The 20168-nt window shown below is 68.0% G+C and carries 17 protein-coding genes and 3 pseudogenes; 2 read left to right on the forward strand and 18 right to left on the reverse strand.

The window, feature by feature from the left end; translation table 11 throughout:
* Positions 1–66: 66 nt before the first annotated feature.
* Positions 67–1743, reverse strand: a complete 1677-nt coding sequence (locus ACEI37_RS05085) for a phospholipase D family protein (protein ID WP_373377634.1) — start codon at positions 1741–1743, stop codon at positions 67–69.
* Between the two features lie 476 nt (positions 1744–2219).
* Between ACEI37_RS05085 and ACEI37_RS05090 the strand changes: the two genes are divergently transcribed.
* The gene (locus ACEI37_RS05090) at positions 2220–3752 is read left to right on the forward strand and encodes an amino acid permease (RefSeq protein ID WP_373377635.1); all 1533 of its coding nucleotides are present in this window, start codon (positions 2220–2222) and stop codon (positions 3750–3752) included.
* Between the two features lie 68 nt (positions 3753–3820).
* Positions 3821–5496, forward strand: a pseudogene (locus tag ACEI37_RS05095) (amidohydrolase).
* A 105-nt stretch (positions 5497–5601) separates the two neighbouring features.
* Here ACEI37_RS05095 and ACEI37_RS05100 read toward each other — a convergent pair.
* The 17 genes and pseudogenes from ACEI37_RS05100 to ACEI37_RS05180 form a co-directional block, all read right to left on the reverse strand.
* Entirely contained in the window at positions 5602–6711 is a 1110-nt protein-coding gene (locus ACEI37_RS05100; protein WP_373377636.1) for a porin, read from the reverse strand.
* Positions 6712–6764: 53 nt separating this feature from the next.
* The gene (locus ACEI37_RS05105) at positions 6765–7865 is read right to left on the reverse strand and encodes a branched-chain amino acid ABC transporter permease (RefSeq protein ID WP_373377637.1); all 1101 of its coding nucleotides are present in this window, start codon (positions 7863–7865) and stop codon (positions 6765–6767) included.
* Between the two features lie 33 nt (positions 7866–7898).
* A complete protein-coding gene (locus ACEI37_RS05110) occupies positions 7899–8765 on the reverse strand; it encodes a branched-chain amino acid ABC transporter permease (RefSeq protein ID WP_373377638.1) in 867 nt (288 codons plus the stop codon).
* A complete protein-coding gene (locus ACEI37_RS05115) occupies positions 8762–9412 on the reverse strand; it encodes an ABC transporter ATP-binding protein (protein ID WP_373377639.1) in 651 nt (216 codons plus the stop codon). Before ACEI37_RS05115 ends, ACEI37_RS05110 begins: the two co-directional genes overlap by 4 nt.
* Before the next feature lie 61 nt (positions 9413–9473).
* Positions 9474–10196, reverse strand: coding sequence for an ABC transporter ATP-binding protein (locus ACEI37_RS05120; RefSeq protein ID WP_373377640.1), 723 nt, complete (start codon positions 10194–10196; stop codon positions 9474–9476).
* Between the two features lie 25 nt (positions 10197–10221).
* A complete protein-coding gene (locus ACEI37_RS05125) occupies positions 10222–11511 on the reverse strand; it encodes an ABC transporter substrate-binding protein (protein ID WP_373377641.1) in 1290 nt (429 codons plus the stop codon).
* 134 nt (positions 11512–11645) lie between these two features.
* Positions 11646–11975, reverse strand: coding sequence for a Rieske (2Fe-2S) protein (locus ACEI37_RS05130; protein WP_373377642.1), 330 nt, complete (start codon positions 11973–11975; stop codon positions 11646–11648).
* A 9-nt stretch (positions 11976–11984) separates the two neighbouring features.
* A complete protein-coding gene (locus ACEI37_RS05135) occupies positions 11985–12296 on the reverse strand; it encodes a YciI family protein (protein WP_373377643.1) in 312 nt (103 codons plus the stop codon).
* Between the two features lie 14 nt (positions 12297–12310).
* A complete protein-coding gene (locus ACEI37_RS05140) occupies positions 12311–13183 on the reverse strand; it encodes an intradiol ring-cleavage dioxygenase (RefSeq protein ID WP_373377644.1) in 873 nt (290 codons plus the stop codon).
* A 32-nt stretch (positions 13184–13215) separates the two neighbouring features.
* On the reverse strand, positions 13216–14283 hold the full coding sequence (locus ACEI37_RS05145; RefSeq protein ID WP_373377645.1) for a maleylacetate reductase: 1068 nt from the start codon (positions 14281–14283) through the stop codon (positions 13216–13218).
* A gap of 8 nt (positions 14284–14291) precedes the next feature.
* Positions 14292–15756: pseudogene (locus tag ACEI37_RS05150) on the reverse strand (aldehyde dehydrogenase family protein).
* Between the two features lie 46 nt (positions 15757–15802).
* Positions 15803–16831 (reverse strand): hydroxyquinol 1,2-dioxygenase, encoded by a 1029-nt coding sequence (locus tag ACEI37_RS05155; RefSeq protein WP_373377646.1) that lies wholly within the window; start codon positions 16829–16831, stop codon positions 15803–15805.
* 45 nt (positions 16832–16876) lie between these two features.
* Positions 16877–17362, reverse strand: a complete 486-nt coding sequence (locus ACEI37_RS05160) for a hydroxyquinol 1,2-dioxygenase (protein ID WP_373377647.1) — start codon at positions 17360–17362, stop codon at positions 16877–16879.
* A 117-nt stretch (positions 17363–17479) separates the two neighbouring features.
* Positions 17480–18409 carry a LysR substrate-binding domain-containing protein gene (locus tag ACEI37_RS05165; protein WP_373377648.1) on the reverse strand — a complete coding sequence of 310 codons (930 nt, stop codon included), beginning with the start codon at positions 18407–18409 and terminating at the stop codon, positions 17480–17482.
* Entirely contained in the window at positions 18406–19281 is an 876-nt protein-coding gene (locus tag ACEI37_RS05170) for a LysR substrate-binding domain-containing protein (protein WP_373377649.1), read from the reverse strand. The genes ACEI37_RS05165 and ACEI37_RS05170 overlap by 4 nt, the downstream gene beginning before the upstream one ends.
* An 82-nt stretch (positions 19282–19363) precedes the next feature.
* A pseudogene (locus ACEI37_RS05175) lies at positions 19364–19501 on the reverse strand (LysR family transcriptional regulator); the annotation flags it as partial.
* Between the two features lie 167 nt (positions 19502–19668).
* A complete protein-coding gene (locus ACEI37_RS05180; RefSeq protein ID WP_373377650.1) occupies positions 19669–20112 on the reverse strand; it encodes a nuclear transport factor 2 family protein in 444 nt (147 codons plus the stop codon).
* Between the last annotated feature and the right edge of the window lie 56 nt (positions 20113–20168).

Below are 20168 nucleotides of genomic sequence, written 5' to 3' on the forward strand. Positions count from 1 at the left end.
CGGTGCCGGAAAAAATACTCCCAATCAGAGGTTCAGGGAAGCCGCGGCCCACCCGGCGGACCCGCTTTACAGCTCTTCCTTGATCGGGAGCACGCGCAGCACGCCGATCCCCAGATGTTGCAGCGGGCCCATGCCGGGCTCGCGGTCGTAGACCACCAGTTGCCCCTTCTCGCGCGTGGTCCACGTCAGGCGCGGATTGCTGCCGTCGCCATCGGTCTGCAGTCCGACGCGGTAGGCCATGTCGAGCAGCCCGTCTTCGGTGGACCGGGTCATGCGCTCGGCCAGCGCCGGGCTGTCGAGCACCACGCCCATCTCGGTATTCAGCTTGGCCGAGCGCGGGTCCATGTTGAGCGAGCCGATAAAGACCAGGCGCCGGTCGACGATGTAGTTCTTGGCGTGCAGGCTGGCGCGGCTGGACGACAGCCAGGCGCGCGAGCGCGAGCCGCGCGCGGCCTTGCCGCGGTTGGCCAGCTCGGCGTAGGCGCTGGGCTTGAGCTCGTACAGCTCCACGCCGGCGGCCACCAGCGCCTTGCGATGCGGCGCGTAGCCCGCGTGCACCGGGCTGACGTCGGTGGCGGCGAACGAGTTGGTCAGGATGCGCACGCGGATGCCGCGCCGCGCCAGCGCGATCAGCCAGGCTTCGCCGTCGTCGTCGGGCACGAAGTAGGGCGAGATCAGCAGCACCTCCTTCTGCGCGCTGCTGATCATCTTCTCCAGCCGGGCGGTGGCGTGGCCCGGATCGTCGTGGGTCTGGTGGGTGATCTTGGCCGCCTTGTCGGAGACCACCACGGCCTTGCCGTAGTAGCCGGGCATGTGGCCGCTCTCGATGCCTTTGGCCAGCCCCGAGTCCAGCAGCTCCTGCACGTAGGGACTGGCCACGGCCTGGTCGCCACGCGCCTCCAGCCGCTTGCGCCGGCTGCGCATTTCCACCGGTGCCTCCTTGCCGGCGGGGATCAGCGCCACCACGGGATAGGAGGATGCGTCGTTCCAGTATTCGTCGAACACTGCGGACACCTGCGGCACCGCCGGCCCGGCCACCAGCACGTCGAGGTCGCTGAAGTCCATGTCGTTGCGCGCCGAGAAATACGCGTCGCCGACATTGCGCCCGCCCAGCAGCGTGATCTGGTTGTCCACCGTCATCGACTTGTTGTGCATGCGCCGGTCCAGGCGGTTGAAGCCCACCAGCATTTCCAGCCAGCGCACGCTGCGGTTGGCAAACGGGTTGAACAGCCGCACTTCGATATTGGGATGCGAATCGATCGCCGACAGGACCTTGTCGAGGCCGCCGGTATGCAGGTCGTCGAGCAGCATGCGCACGCGCACGCCGCGGTCGGCCGCGTCCAGGATGTCGCCCAGCACGGCGGCGCCGGTGCCGGTGGGCTCGAAGATATAGGTCTGCAGGTCCAGGCTGCGCTGCGCCGCGCGCGCCATCGCCAGCCGCGCGGCGAGCGCGTCGGGTCCGGACTGCAGCGGGTAGAACAGCGACTCGCCCGGGCGCTTGGCCAGGCGCGGCGCCAGCACCTTGCCGAGCGGCGTGTCGCTGGTGTTGGCCGGGGCGGTCGACGGGGTGCGCTCCGCCTGCGCCGGCAGGCTGGCGCAGCCGCCCAGCACCGCGGTGCCGAGCAGGCCCGCCAGCGCGAGCGCGGCCAGCCGGCCAACGCGCGTGAACCAACCCGCGCCGGCACGTGCCGCGGTCACCGGCCTGCGGGCGTCGAGCGGAACATGGCTGTGCGTCTGGAACATCCGTCAGTCTCCCTGCGCCAGTGAATGAAGGAACGGGGATGGGCCGGTGGCCGGGTCCTCGCACCGGCCGGCGTGCAGCGCCTGCTACCTCGCAAGATATACCCCGCGCGCCGGCCCCGGCAGCGGTGCCATTCCTGTCCGCGCCGGGAGTTTGTCCTACACCGCAATGCCTGCACCGCAGCATGCGCGGGCGGGCCGGCGTGCGGCGGCGAGCGGCGAGTGCGGCACTTGACGCACGGCACCGGTGCCGGGCAGGCGCAGCGGCTTTCCCTGCACAGCGATTTCTCTTATGATGCCGCCCAATATACCGGCCGGTAGCACCGGGAGGAGGCCCTGCGGCATGTGTCGCCGCCCGCGCGGCTGGCGGCCTGGCGCAGCTTGCGGCCGCCCGGCGATGCCGGCATAGTTGCGCGCCTTCGCGCCCCTTTGCGTCCCTTCGTGGCTTGTACCGCACGGCGCGCCCAGACCGGATTCCGATGTCGACACAACCCTCCCAGCCTTCCTCCGCCGGCGCACCCGCGCCCACGCTGCGCCGCACCCTGCGCGCCCGCCATCTCACCATGATCGCCATCGGCGGCTCGATCGGCACCGGACTGTTCGTGGCCTCGGGCGCCACCATCGCGCAGGCCGGGCCCGGCGGCGCGCTGGCCGCCTACATCCTGATCGGCGCGATGGTCTATTTCCTGATGACCAGCCTGGGCGAGCTGGCGGCCTATATGCCGGTGTCGGGCTCGTTCGCCACCTATGGCGCGCGCTATGTCGACGAGGGCTTCGGCTTCGCACTGGGCTGGAACTACTGGTACAACTGGGCCGTGACCATCGCGGTGGAACTGGCCGCGGCCCAGCTGGTGATGCAGTACTGGTTCCCGGACACGCCCGGCGTGCTGTGGAGCGCGCTGTTCCTGGGCCTGATGTTCGCGCTCAATGCGATCTCGGTGCGCGGCTTCGGCGAGGCCGAATACTGGTGCGCGCTGGTCAAGGTGGTGACGGTGGTGGCCTTTATCGGCATCGGCACGCTGATGATCTTCGGCATCCTGCGCGGCGACATGGCGGCCAGCCACGGCCTGGCCAACCTGACCACCGGCGATGCGCCTTTCGTCGGCGGGCTGCCCGCGCTGATCGGCGTGGCCATGATTGCCGGCTTCTCGTTCCAGGGCACCGAACTGATCGGCGTCGCCGCCGGCGAATCGGCCGATCCGGCCAAGAACATCCCGCGCGCCGTGCGCCAGGTGTTCTGGCGCATCCTGCTGTTCTATGTGCTGGCGATCCTGATCATCGGCATCCTGATTCCCTACACCGACCCCAGCCTGCTCAAGAGCGACGTGCAGACGGTGGGCGTGAGCCCGTTCACGCTGGTGTTCCGCCATGCGGGCCTGGCCTTTGCCGCCGGCGTGATGAACGCGGTGATCCTGACCGCGGTGCTGTCGGCGGGCAACTCCGGCATGTATGCATCGACCCGCATGCTGTACAACCTCGCCACCGAGGGCCGCGCGCCGCGCGTATTTGCCCGGCTGACGCGCAACGGCGTGCCGCTGGTGGCGCTGCTGGCCACCACCGCGGTCGGCGCGCTGTGCTTTTTGACTTCGCTGTTCGAAAGCAAGTCGGTGTACCTGTGGCTGCTGAACCTGTCGGGCATGACGGGGTTCATCGCCTGGCTCGGCATCGCCGTCAGCCATTACCGCTTCCGCAAGGGCTTTGTCGCCCAGGGGCTTGACCTGGACCGCCTGCCCTATCGCTCGCCGTTCTTTCCCTACGGGCCGATCTTTGCCTTCGGGCTGTGCCTGGTCGTGACGCTGGGCCAGAACTACCAGGCCTTTACCAGCGGCAAGATCGACTGGGTCAGCGTGGCCGCCACCTATATCGGCATTCCGATCTTCCTGCTGATCTGGCTGGGCTACCGCATCGCGCGCAAGACGCGCTTCGTGCCCTATGCCGCAATGGAATTCCCCGCGCTGCCGGCCCGCGATGCCGCGGTCACGCGCACCGCCGTGCCGGCGGCCGGTGAATAGGCGCCGTTCCCGGGCGCCTGGCAATCCGCAGTAACAAGCAAAAAAGCACAACAACAAGGAGCATCGCTTTGAAGAAAGCAATCCGCATCAGCCTGCTGGCGCTTGGCGCCGGCATGGCCCTGGGCCTGCCCGCGCACGCCGCGCCCACGCTGGTGGAATCGGTGCAGGGCTATACCCTGCAGCAGGACAAGGTCACCCGCTTCACCGGGCTGTATTCGACCAGGGCAAGGTGCTGGCCACCGGCGACGCCGCCGCCCTGCGCGCGCAGTATCCGGGCGCGCAGCGCATCGACGGCCAGGGCAAGACCCTGCTGCCGGGCCTGATCGATGCCCACGGCCACGTGTTCCGCCTGGGCTTCAAGACCACCGAGATCTCGCTGTCGGGCACGCGCACGCTGGCCGAGGCGCAGGGCATGATCCGCACCTATGGCGACAAGAACCCGCAGCGCAAATGGCTGCTGGGCTACGGCTGGAACCAGGTGAACTGGAAGCTGGGCCGCTTCCCGACCGCGGCCGAGCTCGACGCCGCGGTGTCAGACCGCCCGGTGCGGCTGGTGCGCGTCGATGGCCACGCCGCGTGGCTGAATACGAAGGCGCTGCAGGCCGCCGGCATCACGCGCGACACCAAGGATCCGGCCGGCGGGCGCATCGAACGCGATGCCAGCGGCAACCCCACCGGCGTGCTGGTCGACAAGGCCATGGCGCTGGTCAACAACGTGATCCCGCCGTACAGCGACGACGACCGCCGCGCCGCGCTGGCCGCCGCGCTGGCGCATATGAACGCGCTGGGCCTGACCGCCGCCGGCGACGCCGGCGTGACCGTCGCCGAAGACCGCATCTACCGCGAGTTCGCCGACCAGGGCAAGCTGACCACCCGCATCTACGGCATGATCCGGGACACCGGCGACGACTTCAAGGCGCTGTCGGCCAAGGGCCCGCTGTCGGGCTACGGCAACGACCGCTACTACCTGCGCGCGGTCAAGCTGTACGGCGATGGCGCCCTCGGCAGCCGCGGCGCGGCGCTGATGGCGCCGTACTCGGACGACCACGTGCACAGCGGCCTGCTGTTCATGAGCGATGCCGCCATGCAGGCCGCGGTCAAGACCGCCATCAAGGCTGGCTACCAGGTCAACATCCACGCCATCGGCGACGCCACCAACCACCAGGTGCTGGACGCCATGGAAGCGGCGTACAAGGACGTGGGCGGGCGCGAGCTGCGCAACCGCGTCGAGCACGCCCAGGTGATCGCGCTGCCGGACATCCCGCGCTTCAAGACCCTGGACCTGATCGCATCGATGCAGCCCACGCACGCGACCAGCGACATGAACATGGCCGAAGACCGCGTCGGCAAGGACCGCATCAAGGGCGCCTACGCCTGGCAGACGCTGCTCAGGCAAGGCACCGTGATCGCGGGCGGGTCGGACTTCCCGGTGGAATCGGCCAATCCGTTCTACGGCCTGCACGCGGCCGTCACCCGCACCGACCATGAAGGCCGCCCGATCAAGGGCTGGCATGCGGAAGAAGCCATGACCCTGCCGCAAGCCTTCCGCGCCTTCACGCTGGACGCGGCCTACGCCCAGCACCAGGAGAAGACGCTGGGCTCGCTCGAGCCGGGCAAGTGGGCTGACTTTATCCTGGTCGACCAGGACCTGTTCAAGGTCAAGCCGGCCGATATCTGGAAGACGCAGGTGCTGCAGACCTGGGTGGCCGGGGAGCGCGTGTACGCGAAGGACAGCAAGCGGTAAGCAGCAGCACAGCGCCGGGGTCCTGCCCGTGCGGGCAGGCGGCGTGGTGACAAGCGCGGCACCGGTCAGGTGCCGCGTTTTTTTTTGGGTCCTGGGATCGACGCGCTAGAACTTCATCAGCAGGCCGACCCGCGCCAGGGTCTGCGACCGGTTGCTGGCCGCCCCATCCGGCTGCAACAGGCCATTGATCCACGCACGCGTGACCGGTCCATCGCCACTGGCCCGCTGGTAGATGCCTTCGACATATGCGGTGGTGCGCCTGGAAAAATGGTATTGCAGCGCCGCGGCGACCTGGTGGGCCTTGTTGTTCTGCAGCGCTTCATTGCCCTGCATGTAGGCATAGTCGAGTCCGGCCGCCCAGGGCCCGGAGATGTTCCACAGCGCGCCGGCCTTGTACACGTTGATCCTGGCGCCCGTGGCCGTGTTCCTGGTGTTGGTGTAGAGCAGCATCGCCAGCACCGAGGGGAACTGGTAGTGCGCCCCCACGCCCACGTTGCGGATGCTGTCGTGGCCATTGCCGAGCTGAGGGTATTTGACGTCCACGTAGGCCGCGCCCACCCCGAGCGGGCCGTTCTCGTAATTGGCGCCGAAGCTCATGGTGGCGTTCGACGCCACCGATCCCGGCGTCTCGCCGAACCCGTACAGCGCGCCGAAGCTGAAGTGGCTGATCTCGGGCGAGCGGTACTTGACCGAGTTGGCTACGCGCGTGGCACCCGCCATGCGGTCGAAGTCGAACGAGCCGGTCGGGTTGTTCGGCACGCCCAGCGCCGTGAAGGGACCTTGCCGGAAATCGTAGAGCCCGCCGAACAGGAAGGCGCCGTCAAAGCGGCGGACTGTCAGCGACTCGAACATGAAGTCATACTGGTTGCCCACGGTCAGCGTGCCGAACTTCTCGCTGGACAAGCCGACCAGCGCGGTACGGTTGAAGATCTGCCCCGCGCCGGGGATGGTGCTGCCGTCGCTCAGCTCGAACTGCGAAGTCAGCTCGAACAGGGCCTTGGTGCCGCCGCCCAGGTCTTCGGTGCCCTTGAAGGTCAGCAGGTTGGGCGCGAGTACGCCGCTGTCGAGCAGCGTGGCAGCGCCGCCGTGCTGGTTGTTGACGTAGGTGATGCCCCCGTCGATCACGCCCGACAGGGTGACGCTGCTCTGCGCGCTCGCCAGCGCAGGCAGCATGGCGGCGACCAGGCACGCTGGCAGTGCCGTCGATGTTTTCATGTTTCCTCCGGATACTATTTTTTGGTTCTGATGCTGGCTGGTGCCGTGCCGCGCTACGAGGCGACCTCGCGCGCGGACGGCGGCTGCGGCGTGCCATGGATCACTACCGTGCCGGGCACGCTGGCTTGCGGCGAGGTGGGATGCGCCGGACCCGGGTCCGTGAACACCACCCGCCTTCCTACCGGAAACAACTGCAGGCCAAAGCGCTTCGATACATAGCCCCAGATGCCCTGGGGGAAGTACAGCGCAACGGCGATGGCCACGATGCCCAGCCCGATCAGGTACCAGGTGCCGTAGTCCGACAGGAACTTGTTCAGCACGAAGAAGATCAGCGCGCCGATGATGGGACCCTCGAGCGTGCCGATGCCGCCGATCAGCACGATAAAGATGCCGAACGCGGTCCAGTTGACCGAGAAGGCGGCATCGGGCGAGATCCGCAGGTTGCCCAGAAAGTAGAGCGCGCCGGCGAATGCCGTGCCGCCGGCGGCGACCAGGTACACAGTGAGCCGCGCCCGTCGCACATCCACGCCCTGGCTGGCGGCCGCGACGGCGTTGTCGCGCATGGCGGTAAGGGCGAGGCCGGGCCTGGCGCGCAGGAACGCATAGAGCAAGGCAATGCCACCCACCACCGCGGCCAGCGCCAGCCACAGCGTCAATGACTCGCGCGTTGCGCGCGGAATGCCCTGCAGCGCCGTCAGGCTGGTGCCGGAGCCGCCGCCCAGTGCCGACACATTGGCCATGCCCAGCCGGAACACTTCGGCGATGACCCAGGTGCCCACCGCAAAATACCCGCCCTCCAGCCGGAACGCGATGCGCGACACCGGCAGCGCCACCAGCACCGCCACGGCCGCGCCGAGCGGTACCGCCAGGAACGGCGACACGCCGCACACATTGGCCAGCACCAGCATGGCATAGCCGCCGATGCCGAAGAACGCCTGCTGGCCGATCGAGACCATGCCGCCGTAGCCCGCCAGCAGGTTCCACATCAGCGCAAAGAGCAGGTACGACGCCATCTGGGTGAAGTCGCGCATGGTATCGCGGCCGGCCCAGTAGGGCGCGCTGGCCACGGCAAGCGCCGCCACCAGCAGCAACAGCAGCGCCACCCTGCTGGCGCGCGTGCCGCGTTGCACCGTGAACGCGGGTTGGTCCGTCATTGCAGTCGTCACAGGATTTTCCATGTCGGTCCCCTATGCGGTCCTGGGCATGAAGCCCTGGGGCCTGGCGACCAGCACCGCGAGGAACATCACGTGTCCCAGCCAGATGCCCCAGCCAGGGTCGAAGTAAAAGCCGGCCTGCTGGGCCACGCCGAGCGCCATGCCGCCGAGGAAGGTGCCCCAGAACGAGCCCATGCCGCCGATGATCACGGCCTCGAAGGCGTAGAGCAGCAGCCCGGGCCCGTCCGCGGGCGACACCGATGTGCGCATCGCGTAGAGCGCCGCCGCCACCGCCACCAGCACGAAGGCGATGGCCATCGCCAGCGCATAGGTGCGGCGGTGCGAGACGCCCATCAGCTGCACGGTCTCGCGATCGTCCGAGGTGGCGCGGAACGCGCGACCGAGCGCGGTGCGGCCGAACAGCCACTGCAATCCCAGCGTAATCGCGACGGTGGCCGCGAGCGTCAGCAGCGGCAGGTAGCCCACGCTGATGCCGCCGGGCAGCGGCAGACTCCGCGACTCGAAGCCGCCGGTGCCGACCGAGCGCGGGTCAGCCGAGAACAGCTCCTGCAGCACGTTCTGGATCACGATCGACAACCCGAAGGTCACCATCAGCGATGGCAGCGGATCGCGGCTGCTGACACGGTTCAGCACCGTGTACTGCAACAGATAGCCGGCAACGAACGCGATCAGCACCAGCAGCACCACGGCCACCGCCAGCGGCAGCTTGGCGATGGCGGTCAGCGCGAACAGCAGGAAGGCCAGCAGCACGATGAAATCGCCGTGGGCGATGTTGGTCAGCCGCATCACGCCGAACACCAGCGACTGGCCCATGGCGAACAGTGCATAGAGCGCGCCGAGCAGCACGCCCTGGATCAGAATATTGAGTAGCGTGTTCATGCCTCGACTCCAAAGTACGCCTGGGCGATCGCCGCGTCCGACACCTCCGCGGAGGCGCCCGCGAGCGAGACCCGCCCCTCCTGGAAGCAGTAGAAGCGCGATGACACCTGCCGCGCCAGCCGCACGTCCTGCTCGACGATGATGGCGCTCATGCCGCCGGCAACGATGGCGGGCAGCGCCGCGTAGATCTCGCGCACGATCACCGGCGCCAGCCCCAGCGAGAGCTCGTCGCACATCAGCAGCTCGGGGTTGCTCATCAGCGCGCGGCCGATCGCGACCATCTGCTGCTGCCCGCCCGACAGCGCCGTGGCGGCGTGATGCCGGCGCTGGCGCAGCGCGGGGAACAGGTCGAGCACCGTGTCCAGGTTCCAGCGTCCGGGCCGGCCGCTCCAGGCGCCGATCAGCAGGTTCTCCTCGACGCTCAGGCTGCTGAACAGCCGCCGCCCCTCGGGCACGAGCGCGATGCCCTTGCCGACGATCTGCGCGGCGGGCATCCCGGCCATCGGTATGCCCTGGTACAGGACCTGGCCCGCGGTCGGCCGCAGCAACCCGGCGATCGTCTTCAAGAAGGTGGATTTGCCGGCGCCGTTGGCCCCGATCAGCGCGACGACCTCGCCGGCGCCCAACTCGACATCGATGCCGAACAACGCCTGGAAGTCGCCATAGCCGGCGGCCAGGCGCGTGGTCTGTCAAACAGTGGCTGCATGGTCATGCCTCCAGTCCGAGATAGACGCGGCGGACTTCGGCGTCCTCCAGCACCGTGGCCGGGGCGCCCTCGGCGATCTTGCGGCCGAAGTTGATCACCAGCAGGCGGTCGGCCACGGCCAGCAGGGCATGCATGACATGCTCGATCCAGACGATGGTGATGCCGCTGTCCTTGACCTGCCGGATTTCATCGATCAACGCATGGGTCTCGGCCTCGGTCAGGCCGCCCGCGATCTCGTCCAGCAACAGCAGCCGCGGCTGCGTGGCCAGCGCGCGCGCCAGCTCCAGCCGCTTGCGGTCCAGCAGCGTGAGGCCGCCGGCCAGCTGGTTGGCCTTCTTGCCGAGGCCGGTGCGCGCCAGCACCTGCACGCACAGGTCGCAGGCTTCCTGTTCCCGGCGGGCGCCGCCGAAGGTTGCGCCCACCAGCAGGTTTTCGAAGACCGTCATGCCGCCAAAGGGCCGCGGCACCTGGTAGGAGCGGCCGATGCCGGCGACGCAACGGCGGTGCGGCGGCAAGTGGGCGATATCGGCGCCGTCAAACGAGACCTTGCCCGAGTCCGGGCGGATGTCGCCGCTGATCAGGTTGAACAGCGTGGTCTTGCCGGCGCCGTTGGGGCCGAGGATGCCGTAGGTCTCGCCCGGCCTGACGGCAAAGCTGATGTCGTCGGTGACCGTCAGCGCGCCAAAGCGCTTGGATACCCGCGCCAGTTCCAGAACGAAGCTCATGATGCGCTCTCCATGCCGGGCCGCATCAGCCAATGAGCCGCAGCGGGGCACCGACCGGCACGGCAGGTGCGAACTGGTTGTTGACGATCACCAGGTCGAACTTGTGCTTCTGGCCCTTTACCCACTGGCCGCCGGCCAGCGGGGTCTTGGCCACGTTCTTCACCGGTCCCGTGCCCCATGCCACGTTGCCGACGATAGTGTCGAGCCGGGTCGCGGCCAGCGCGTCGCGCACGGCGAGATTGGAATCGATGTCCCTGGTGCGCCTGAGTACGTCCACCGCAATCTCGAACAGCGCATGGGCGAAGCCGAGCGGTTGCGTCCATTGCTTGTTCGTGGCCTTCTCGTAGGCGCCGGCGAGCTGTTGTGCCGACTGCCCCGTCACCGAGGACTTGAACGGATGCGAGGGCGACCACCATACCTCCGTGGAAAGGCCCTCGCCCAGATCGCCCAGCGCCTCGATCGCCCCGGGGAACAACAGCGCCTTGCCGATCGAGATGACCTTGGGACGGAATCCCTGCTGGCGCGCCTGCACCAGGAAGTTCCTGGCATCCGGCGGAATCACCACGCCCGTGACGATCTGCGCGCCGGCCTGGCGGAAGGCCGCGATCTGCGCGGAGAAATCCTGCGTCATGCTCTGGAAGCGGCCCGGATCCCTGAGCGCGAAGCCCTTCTGGGACAGCACCGGAGGAAAGCCGACCTTGTTATCGCCCCAGGCATTGCCATCGCCGTCGTTCGGGAACAGTGCGCCGACCGACTTGTTGGTCTGCACCGATTGCCACATCGCGGTATAGACCCCGATCACATCCTCCAGGCCCCAGAAGAAGTGATAGGTAAAGTTGAAGCCCTTCTTCGGGTCGCCCTTGCGCCCGAAGAACCAGGGTTGCCATGGCACCACGGTGGACACGCATGGCGTCTCGTTCAGTTCGCAGGCATCGCACACGGGATTGGCGGTCTCCGGCGTTCCGGACACCAGCATGATGTCCACCTTGTCCTTCAGGATCAGGTCGCTTGCCACTTCACCCGCGCGGTTGGGGTTGGACTGGCTGTCCTTGACCACGATGCTGACGGGGAAGCGCTTGCCCCGGATCTCGATCCCCTCCTTCAGCGCGGCCTGCATCTGCTGGACGATGTAGCGGTCGGCCTCGCCGAACGGTGCCAGCGGCCCGGTCTGCGGCGAGACCAGGCCGATCTTCAGGGCGCGGCCGCCGGCCGCGCGTGCCAGCGGCGAAAGCCATGGCGTGGTGGCGGCCAGCGCGCCGCCCGCCGCGAGTTGAACCAGGGTGCGGCGCCTGCGATGGAATGAGTGCTCGGCCATGGTGTCCTGTCTCCTGTCGTTGTTGTGAAAAAAACGCTCCCCTCGGCACCGGTGCAACCGGTGCCGTCCTGCGAGGCATTGCGCCTCTTGCTGCTTGTCGATGAATGGCGTGTGGGGCCGGGGCGGCTAGGCCGTCAGGAGCACCAGCATCGGACTTCGCCGTCGACCACCTGTACCGCGACGGGGGTCAGCGCGGCGCCGGCGCACGGTCCTTCGATGCAATGGCCGTCTTCGAAACGGAACAGGGCGCTGTGGTGCGCGCACATCAGCACCTGTCCGTCGTAGGTCAGCACGTCACCGGGCTCATAGTCCAGGCATACCGAGAAATGCGGACAGCGGTTGAGGTAGGCCCACGCGCGCTCGCCGCGGCGCACCACCACCACATCGCCGGAGCGGCCGGTGCTTGCCACGCAGGCACCGCCATCCGGCACCGAATCGAGCCGGCAGAGCAAAACGGTTTCCATGGCGCCCTCCTAGACCCTGCGCTCCGGATTACCCAGGCTCCAGTCCCATGGGCGCACCTCGATGCGTTCGAACAATCCGGCGTGCATATAGGGGTCGCCGTGCAGAAAGCGCTCGACGTCCTCGATATGGTCGGCCTCGATGACGAGCAGCGTGCCGTTCATGGCATCGTCCGCCACATCCAGGGTCGGGCCGCCCAGCCGCACCAATACGCGGTGGCGGTCGGCGCTGCGCAGGTAGGCCCGGTGCGCCGGGCGCACCCGCTCGCGCACCGCGCTCATGCCGGGCTTGTCGGTGGCGAAGATGGCGTAATAGCGTGACATGGCGCTCCCCGCGGTTATCGTGATGCCAGCACGAAGTCGTAGCGCGCTTCGCGGAACGGTCCGTCGATGCCGAACCGGCTGGCCAGCGCGTCAGTGGCCGGGCGCTCTTCGTAGGCGACCTGCAGCGATGGCTTGACGCCGAACACCACATCCGACTGCAGGTACGGGTCGCCCTGGTTGAACAGGTGCGTGACCAGCTTGCGGTGTCCGGGCGCATCGACCATGAAATGCAGGTGCGCGGGCCGCCAGGGATGGCGGCCGGTGGCTTGCAGCATGCGTCCGACCGGGCCGTCGGCCGGGACCGGGTAGCTGACCGGCACGATGGTGCGGATGGCGTAGTAGCCTTCGGCATCGGTGCGATACCGGCCACGCAGGTTGTCGGCGGGCTGCGCGGGGTCCTGCCCGGAGTACATGCCGTTTTCGGCGGTCTGCCAGATGTCGAGCACAGCGCCGGCCACCGGTGTGCCGTCGGTGGCGCGGACGTAGCCGTGCACCAGCGCGGGCGTGCCGGGGGTTTCGGCCATGTTCTCGCCGCATCCACGCTCGGGCATGCCGGGGATGTAGAACGGCCCGAACACCGTGGTCTCGGTCGCGCCAGTGGCCTGGCGGTGATTGATCGCATCGACCAGCATCGACACGCCCAGTGTGTCGGAGAGCAGGATGAATTCCTGCCGCACCAGGCCGTCGCACATCTTGCCGGTCTCGGTCAGGAACCGGATCGCCGCGAACCATTCCTCCTCGGTCGGCTCGACCTCGCGCACATACGCGTGCAGGTGACGCACCAGGGCCTGCATCAGCGTCTTCAGGCGCGCGTCGGGGGTGTTGGCGAGGCGCGCCACCACTTGCTCGGTGATGGCGGCCTCGGCCTCGGTATGCCTGGTCTTCATGGCGGTCTTCCTGTGTTCTTTGCAGTGCCGGCTCAGGCCGGCGGCGCGCCACGCCAGGCGCGGCCAAGCAGGGCAAGGATCGGCGCATGTTCCACCGGCGCCGGGTTGTCGTAGGGATTGGCGCAGGCCAGCGCGGCGGCATCGTCCAGCCCGGCTTCCGGCATGCCCAGCGCCGCCAGGGCTGCCGGGATGCCCAGCGCCTGGTTGAGGCGGTACAGCAAGGGCCCGGCATCATGGGCCTGTTCGCCGCCCAGCGCCCGGGCCACGCGCTGCAGTGCCTGCGGTGCGGCGCGATGGTTGTAGTGCGCGGTGTGCGGCAGCATCGCGGCATGCGTTTGCGCATGCGGCAGGTTGAAGGTGCCGCCCAGCGTATGGCAGAGCTTGTGGTGCAGCGCCATGCCGACGTTGCCCAGGCAGACGCCAGCGAGCCAGGCGCCGTACAGCGCCTGCCCGCGCGCCATGATGTCGTCCGCACGGCGCACCACCGCCGGCAGTGCCTGCGCCAGCGCGCGGATGGATTCCACGGCCATCAGGCTGATGATCGGGTTCGCATCCCGCGCGTACAGGGCTTCGACCGCATGCGCCATGGCATTCATGCCGGAGGCGGCCGATATCTCGGCGGGCAGCGTCAGCGTGAGTTCCGCGTCGTACAGCACCGTGCGCGGCAGCACGCGCGCATCGCGCCCGGTGGTCTTGCGCCGCCCTTCCGTGAGGCCGTAGATGGGTGTGACCTCCGACCCCGCATACGTGGTGGGAACGGCGATGATGGGCTGCGCGGATTCCAGCGCGATGGCCTTGCCCAGCCCGATGGTGGAACCGCCGCCGACCGCTACGTAGCAATCCGCGCCCAGCCGCGCCGCCGCTGCGCGGGCGGCGCGGGCGACCTCGACCGGCACATGCATCACCGCCTCGGCGTGGACGCCGGCGGCGCGGTCGCCCAGCAGCGCGGCCACGCGCTCGCCCAGGCCACGCTGTTCGGGCGTGGTCAGCACCAGCGCGCGGCGGGCGCCCAGCCGCTCCAACTCGTCCGGCAGCTGCGCCAGCGCGCCCGCGCCGAACACGACGCGCGACGGCGCCGACTGGTAGACGAAACCCTGCATGATGTTCCTCAGCGCTTGAAGTGCGGCGGCACGGTCGCGTCGACATTGACCCACACCGAACGTGCCTCGGTGTAGTCGTGCATGGCCTCGAAGCCCATTTCGCGGCCATAGCCGGACTGGCCGACGCCGCCGAACGGGCTGCCCGGATTGACACGCTTGTAGCAGTTGATCCAGCACATGCCGGCATCGATGCTGTGGGCCAGCTTGTGGGCACGGCTCAGGTCGCGCGTCCACAGGCCGCTGCCGAGCCCGTACTCGGTGGCGTTGGCGATGGCCAGCGCCTCGTCGTCGCTGCCGAAGCGCAGCACGGTGACGAAGGGACCGAATACCTCTTCCTGCGCGACGCGGTCGTGCGGCCTGGCTTCGACGATGGTCGGCTCGACGTAATAGCCCTTCTCCAGCCCCGCCAGCGCAGGCGCCTTGCCGCCGGTCAGCACCCGCCCGCCCTGCTCGCGCGCCACGCCGGCGTAGGACAGCACCTTGTCGCGATGCTGGGCCGAGGTCAGCGGACCCATTTCGGTTTCGGGGTCGAGCGGGTTGCCCAGGCGGATCGACGCTGCCAGCGCGCCAAAGCGCTCGAGGAAGGCATCGGCGATGCGCTCTTGCAGCACCAGGCGCGAACCGGCGATGCACGCCTGGCCCTGGTTATGGAAGATGGCCCACGCGGCGCCGTTGACGGCCGCGTCCAGGTCGGCATCGTCGAACACGATGTTGGCGCCCTTTCCGCCGAGCTCTAGCTGCACGCGCTTGAGGTTGCCCTGGGACGCCGCGACGATGCGCCGTCCGGTCGCGGTGGACCCGGTGAAGGCGATCTTGCCCACGCCAGGGTGCTCGGCGAGGCGCTGCCCGGCGCTATGCCCGTAACCCGGCACCATGTTGACCACGCCGGCCGGAAAGCCGACTTCGGCCATCAACTCGGCAATGCGCAGCGAGGACAGCGGCGTCAGTTCCGACGGCTTGATCACCACGGTATTGCCGGCCGCCAGCGCAGGCCCCATCTTCCAGCTGGTGAACATCAGCGGGAAGTTCCACGGCACGATCTGACCGACCACGCCGATGGGCGCGCGTTGCACGTAGTTGAGGAAGCCCGCCTCGACAGGGATCACCGATCCCTCCAGCTTGTCTGCCATGCCGCCGAAGTAGCGGAAGCAGGCGGCGGTGCGCGGCACGTCGAGCGCGCGTGAATCGCGGATGGGATGGCCGGTGTCCAGCGATTCCAGCTGCGCCAGTTCCTCGGTGTGGGCTTCGATGGCATCGGCCAGCTTCAGCAGCAGGCGGCCGCGCTCGGCGGCGGCCATGCGCGACCACGCCGGGAAGGCGCGGCGCGCGGCCTCCACCCGCGGCATCGACGTCGGCCGCCTCGGCCGCGGCAATGGCGGTGATGCGGCTGCCGTCGTGCGGATTCAGCACGTCGATGGTGCCGCCGGCGAGCGCGTCGACAAAGCGGCCGTTGATGAAGAGTTTGTTCTGCATGATTCGATGGGATTCTTGGTGTCGTTGGCCAGGCGCGGGTCGGACCTCAGAAGTCCACCGGGTAAGGCTTCAGCTCGCCGCTTTCATAGCGCCGGGGCAGGTTAGGCGTGGCGTTCTCCCACACCAGCAGCATCGAGCGCTTGGTCGAATAGCCCTGGTGGCGGATATCGGCCGGCATTGCGCAGATGTCGCCGGCACGCATGGTGATGCGGGCACGCGGCGCGCCGGTGTTCTTGTCGCCGATGTCCCAGATGATCTCGTCCGACAATTGCAGGAACCATTCGACGCGGTCGTTGCCGTGGAACACCGGCAGGATGTATTCCTCGGTGGTGGGGCAGAACAGGCTCTGCCCGCAAACCGAAGTCACCGACGGGTTCCAGGTCACGTCCGAACGCGACAGGTACTTGAACAGGTTGAACGCATGCAGCTGGCCCTCGAAGCCCGGCTCGCAGTGCACCGTGGGCTCGTCCTGCGGCACGTCGAGGAAGGCCCGGTTGACGGGCAGGTCGTCGCGCAGCGGCGAGTCATCGGGCAGGCCCGGCATGCGGCGCGTGGCAATGCGCGTGCGCTCGATCGCCCCGGCGTTCTCGCCGTGCTTGGGGCCAAAGGCGGAGCCCGTCTCTTCCGGCGCGGCGAAGGGATCGAAGCCGGCGTTGGTCCAGTCGTGCAGGATGGCCTTGAAGGTCGCCATGATCAGCGGCGTCTCGAAGGTCTCGGTGTAGTCGACGCCCGCCTCCTTCATCACGCCGTTGAACGCGCCGGCATACACATCGACCTTGCCGTAATGGTTGCGCGTGCCGAACACATGATCGAAGTTCACCCAGCCGTAGAAAAAGCCCCACGCCACGTCGCGCATCATGGCGCGCAGGAAGGCATCGGCAGGCATGGCATGGGTGCGGGTCTGGCCGTGCGACGGCCACTGGATGGTGGCGAAATAAGCGTCGCGCGAGAACCGGAAGGCACCGAGCGTGAAAGTGCGATAGCCGGTGACGGGGTCGGCTGCGCCGGCTTGTACCTGGTCGGCGGCATAGCCCCTGGCGGTTGCGGGCTTGTCTGCGAGGTCGAGCATGGCCATGATGTGGCTCCTGGAATGATGGCGGGTGCGTGAGCGGTAAGCGGATCAGTGCAGGCAGATTTCCGCCCACTTCTGGACCGAAAGCGCGCCGAGCTTGCCCTGCAGGATCAGCGTGCAAGCCCCGGCGGCGCTGAAGCGGTAGGCGCAGCCCGCGGGCAGCAGGCTCTGATGGCCCTGGCGCAGCACCACGTAACCCATCGCGCGGCCGGCAGGCTCCGCCAGCACTGCGCCGTCGACCTGCGCCAGCGTCTGGTCCAGCGCGACGAAATCGACCCGCACCTCGCCATCCATGGCGATCACGAACTCGTCATGCGCGCAGGCAAACCATGGCGACTGGCCTTCGGCGCGCAGGGTCTCGATCACGTATTCGAGGTTCTTGCCGACCACCACGCGCTCGTACGGCGCGGACTTCGCAGCCACCTCGAACACATTGGAAAACACGTAGTGGCGGGCATCGCCCTGGGTGACTTCGATGTTGCCCTTGCGGTAGTCGGCAAGGGATCCGAAGTGGGTCTTCAAGGTGGGATTCATCGGCTTGGTCTCCTGCGGTCGTTGTTCATTCGTTGCGACTACGATAGTGGCTATCGCACCGCCACAACAATGGCCGGGACGGCGAATGCGCCCTTCGGTGTTTTCGAATAATCCGCGTCAGCTGACCCAGCCGCGCGCGAGCAGCGGCACGTCCCAGGCGGGATCTCCCGCCAGGCGCTCCAGCAGGAAATCGACCAGCATGCGGACCTTGACGGCCTGGCGCTGCGTGGCGGGAAAGACCGCGGCAAAGGAGAACGGCGCCAGCGTGTAGTCCGTCAGCACCGGCACCAGCTGACCGCTCTGAAGGTGTTCGCTGGCGACCAGCGTGGGCAGGCAGACAATGCAGGCGCCAGAGACCGCATAGTCGCGCAGCAGGTGCACCGAGTTGGAACGCACCTGGCCTGGCAACTCCAGCGTCACGGATTCCTCGCCGCGCGTGAAGACCCAGCGATTGCGCGATGGATAGCCCGCGTAGAGCGCCGTGGTATGGGTCAGCAGGTCGGCCGGTACCATCGGCGTGCCGCGCCGCTGCAGGTAAGCCGGCGTGGCGCAGAACAGGCGCCGGACCGGGAACAGGCGCTTCTCGATCAGCGCGCCGGAGATCGGCGGGAATATCTGGAAGGCCACGTCGAAACCCTCTTCCACCGGATCGACCACGCGGTCATTGACGATGATGTCGAGCTGGATGCCGGGATAGCGCTGGGTGAAGTCATGCAGCAGCGCGCCGAAATGCCCGATGGCATAGCCGGGCAGCATCTGGATGCGCAGCCGGCCCGTTGGCGTGCCGTTGAGGTCGCGCATCTGGTCGGTCAGGCTGTTGAGCTGCGACACCGCCTCGGCGCACTCCTTGTAGTAGGCCTCGCCGATCTCGGACAGCCGCACATGCCGGGTGCTGCGGTGGAACAGCGGCGCGCCGATGAATTTTTCAAGCTGCTGGACCCGGCTGGTCACGATCGATCCGGCCACGCCAAGCTGGCGCGCCGCCTCGGCGAAGCTGCAGGCTTCCGCCACGCGCACGAAGGCCTCGATGGCAAGGAAGTGGTTCATGTTGTCTCCGTTGGCGGCGTGCGGCCACCTTGTCTGGACGCATTCCGTACGGAGGCAATGGCGAACCGGCGCGGAACGCGTTCCTTATTCGTGATTCCCGAATGGTAGGGCGCGCTTGTGCGCCAATTGATCCGAAAATCCGGGCGATCCGATCGGATTAGCCGATGTTGGGCGCGGCGGTGGAGACAGTGTGATGGGCGAGGTAGGCGCCGGCGGCCTTGGCCAGGACGTCGGCAAGGTGGCGCAGCGCGGGGCCCGAGATGTCGGGCTGGCTGTGGGTCAGGAACAGCGGCACGTGCCGGATGCGGCCTTCGCGCAGCGGCAAGGGCAGCAGCGTACCCGCGCGCGCGCGGCTCGGTGACCAGGTGCTGCGGCAGCCAGGCAAAGCCAAGGCCGCCCGCCACCAGCATGCGCATGGCTTCCATATGGCTGACGGTCCAGCGCAGCGTGGCGCCCAGCCAGCCGTCGTCGCGCGGGTTGGCCTGGCCGGAGTCGCGCAGCACCACCTGCATTTCGCGGCTCAGGTCCTCGGCGGTCAGCTCGCGGCCAAGCTGGTGCAGCGGATGCGCCGGGTGCGCAACGGCGACGAAGGGAATGTCCAGCAGGCGCTCGCCGAAGTGTCCGGTCGGTATGCGAGTGCCGACCGCCAGCCCGGCCTGCCGCTGCAGCAAGGCCTGGTCGGCGCCGGACAGCACCACCTCGGTGACATGCACGCGCGTCTGCGGCGCAAGGCGTGCGAAGGCCTTCAGCGCCCGACAGCAGCAATTCGGCCGGCAGCGCGGCGTCCACCGCCAGGCGTACTTCGGCTTCCCAGCCTCTCCGCAGATTCTCGGCAAGCTGCTCGATGCGGTAGGCATCGCCCAGCAGTTCATTGGCGCGCGCCAGCAGCGCCGCGCCGTTCTCGGTCAGCCGCGCCTTGCGCCCTTCCATGGAGAACAGCTCCACGCCCAGCTGCTCCTGCAGGCGCGCGACCATGTAGCTGACCGACGACTGGCTGCGGTGCAACGCCTCGGCGGCCTGGGCATAGCTGCCGTGCTCGACAATGGCCTGCACCACGCGCCATTGCTCGAGCGTGGTCCGTGGCATGCTCATGGCGTGCCAGCCTTGGTGCCCGGCGCTGCCGGCATGATGGGGCTCCTCTGTGGGATGGCCGGCTGAGGGGCCGACTCGACAGGACAGAGGTTACTGCGGACGCGCCTTGGCGGCAACCGGGGCAAGGGCGGCTGGCCCCGCCCCGGTTTGCTCGGCTCTGTCTTCCGTCAGGCGCGCTGGGGCTTGCGCAGCCACGGGTACCGTTCCGTGTCGGCCCCTTCGTAATCCGGATCCAGGTAGATATACAGCCGCTGGATCTTGAAATCGCGGATCTCGAAGACATCGCACCACCGCCCCGCGTGGGTCACGCCGGCGCGCCACTCGACGCCGGCACGCGTACGTCCATGCGTGGTGGATTCCACCACGACCTTGTCTCCCTGTTGAATCACGTTGGCATAGGTGTAGTCGTGGCTGATGTAGTCGAACAGTGCAACCAGGTCGGTGAACAGCTCGCCGATCTTGTCCTTGCCGGCGGCGACGCCCCATTTGGGAAAGTACACTTCCGCGTGCACGTCGAACAGGTCGAGTACATCCTGCGCCCGGTCGAGCCGTTTCAGGTACTCCAGCGCGATCGCCTTGCGCTGCTCATCGGTCATGGCACGGATTTCCATGGTGTCTCCTGATGTTGTTTCCGGCATGCCCAGTATGTGTGTGGCGCCGGATGATG

Origin of the sequence: Cupriavidus nantongensis (assembly GCF_041726985.1) — a bacterium.
Classification (GTDB): domain Bacteria; phylum Pseudomonadota; class Gammaproteobacteria; order Burkholderiales; family Burkholderiaceae; genus Cupriavidus; species Cupriavidus nantongensis_A.

What these genes read in the sequence shown, in the direction of transcription:
- ACEI37_RS05155 (WP_373377646.1), bottom strand. Translation starts at nt 16,831, where the DNA reads ATGGCCATGCTCGACCTCGCAGACAAGCCCGCAACCGCCAGGGGCTAT.
- ACEI37_RS05125 (WP_373377641.1), bottom strand. Translation starts at nt 11,511, where the DNA reads ATGGCCGAGCACTCATTCCATCGCAGGCGCCGCACCCTGGTTCAACTC.
- ACEI37_RS05100 (WP_373377636.1), bottom strand. Translation starts at nt 6,711, where the DNA reads ATGAAAACATCGACGGCACTGCCAGCGTGCCTGGTCGCCGCCATGCTG.
- ACEI37_RS05120 (WP_373377640.1), bottom strand. Translation starts at nt 10,196, where the DNA reads ATGAGCTTCGTTCTGGAACTGGCGCGGGTATCCAAGCGCTTTGGCGCG.
- ACEI37_RS05140 (WP_373377644.1), bottom strand. Translation starts at nt 13,183, where the DNA reads ATGAAGACCAGGCATACCGAGGCCGAGGCCGCCATCACCGAGCAAGTG.
- ACEI37_RS05135 (WP_373377643.1), bottom strand. Translation starts at nt 12,296, where the DNA reads ATGTCACGCTATTACGCCATCTTCGCCACCGACAAGCCCGGCATGAGC.
- ACEI37_RS05110 (WP_373377638.1), bottom strand. Translation starts at nt 8,765, where the DNA reads ATGAACACGCTACTCAATATTCTGATCCAGGGCGTGCTGCTCGGCGCG.
- ACEI37_RS05130 (WP_373377642.1), bottom strand. Translation starts at nt 11,975, where the DNA reads ATGGAAACCGTTTTGCTCTGCCGGCTCGATTCGGTGCCGGATGGCGGT.
- ACEI37_RS05105 (WP_373377637.1), bottom strand. Translation starts at nt 7,865, where the DNA reads ATGACGGACCAACCCGCGTTCACGGTGCAACGCGGCACGCGCGCCAGC.
- ACEI37_RS05160 (WP_373377647.1), bottom strand. Translation starts at nt 17,362, where the DNA reads ATGAATCCCACCTTGAAGACCCACTTCGGATCCCTTGCCGACTACCGC.
- ACEI37_RS05090 (WP_373377635.1), top strand. Translation starts at nt 2,220, where the DNA reads ATGTCGACACAACCCTCCCAGCCTTCCTCCGCCGGCGCACCCGCGCCC.
- ACEI37_RS05145 (WP_373377645.1), bottom strand. Translation starts at nt 14,283, where the DNA reads ATGCAGGGTTTCGTCTACCAGTCGGCGCCGTCGCGCGTCGTGTTCGGC.
- ACEI37_RS05085 (WP_373377634.1), bottom strand. Translation starts at nt 1,743, where the DNA reads ATGTTCCAGACGCACAGCCATGTTCCGCTCGACGCCCGCAGGCCGGTG.
- ACEI37_RS05180 (WP_373377650.1), bottom strand. Translation starts at nt 20,112, where the DNA reads ATGGAAATCCGTGCCATGACCGATGAGCAGCGCAAGGCGATCGCGCTG.
- ACEI37_RS05170 (WP_373377649.1), bottom strand. Translation starts at nt 19,281, where the DNA reads ATGAACTGCTGGGCGATGCCTACCGCATCGAGCAGCTTGCCGAGAATC.
- ACEI37_RS05165 (WP_373377648.1), bottom strand. Translation starts at nt 18,409, where the DNA reads ATGAACCACTTCCTTGCCATCGAGGCCTTCGTGCGCGTGGCGGAAGCC.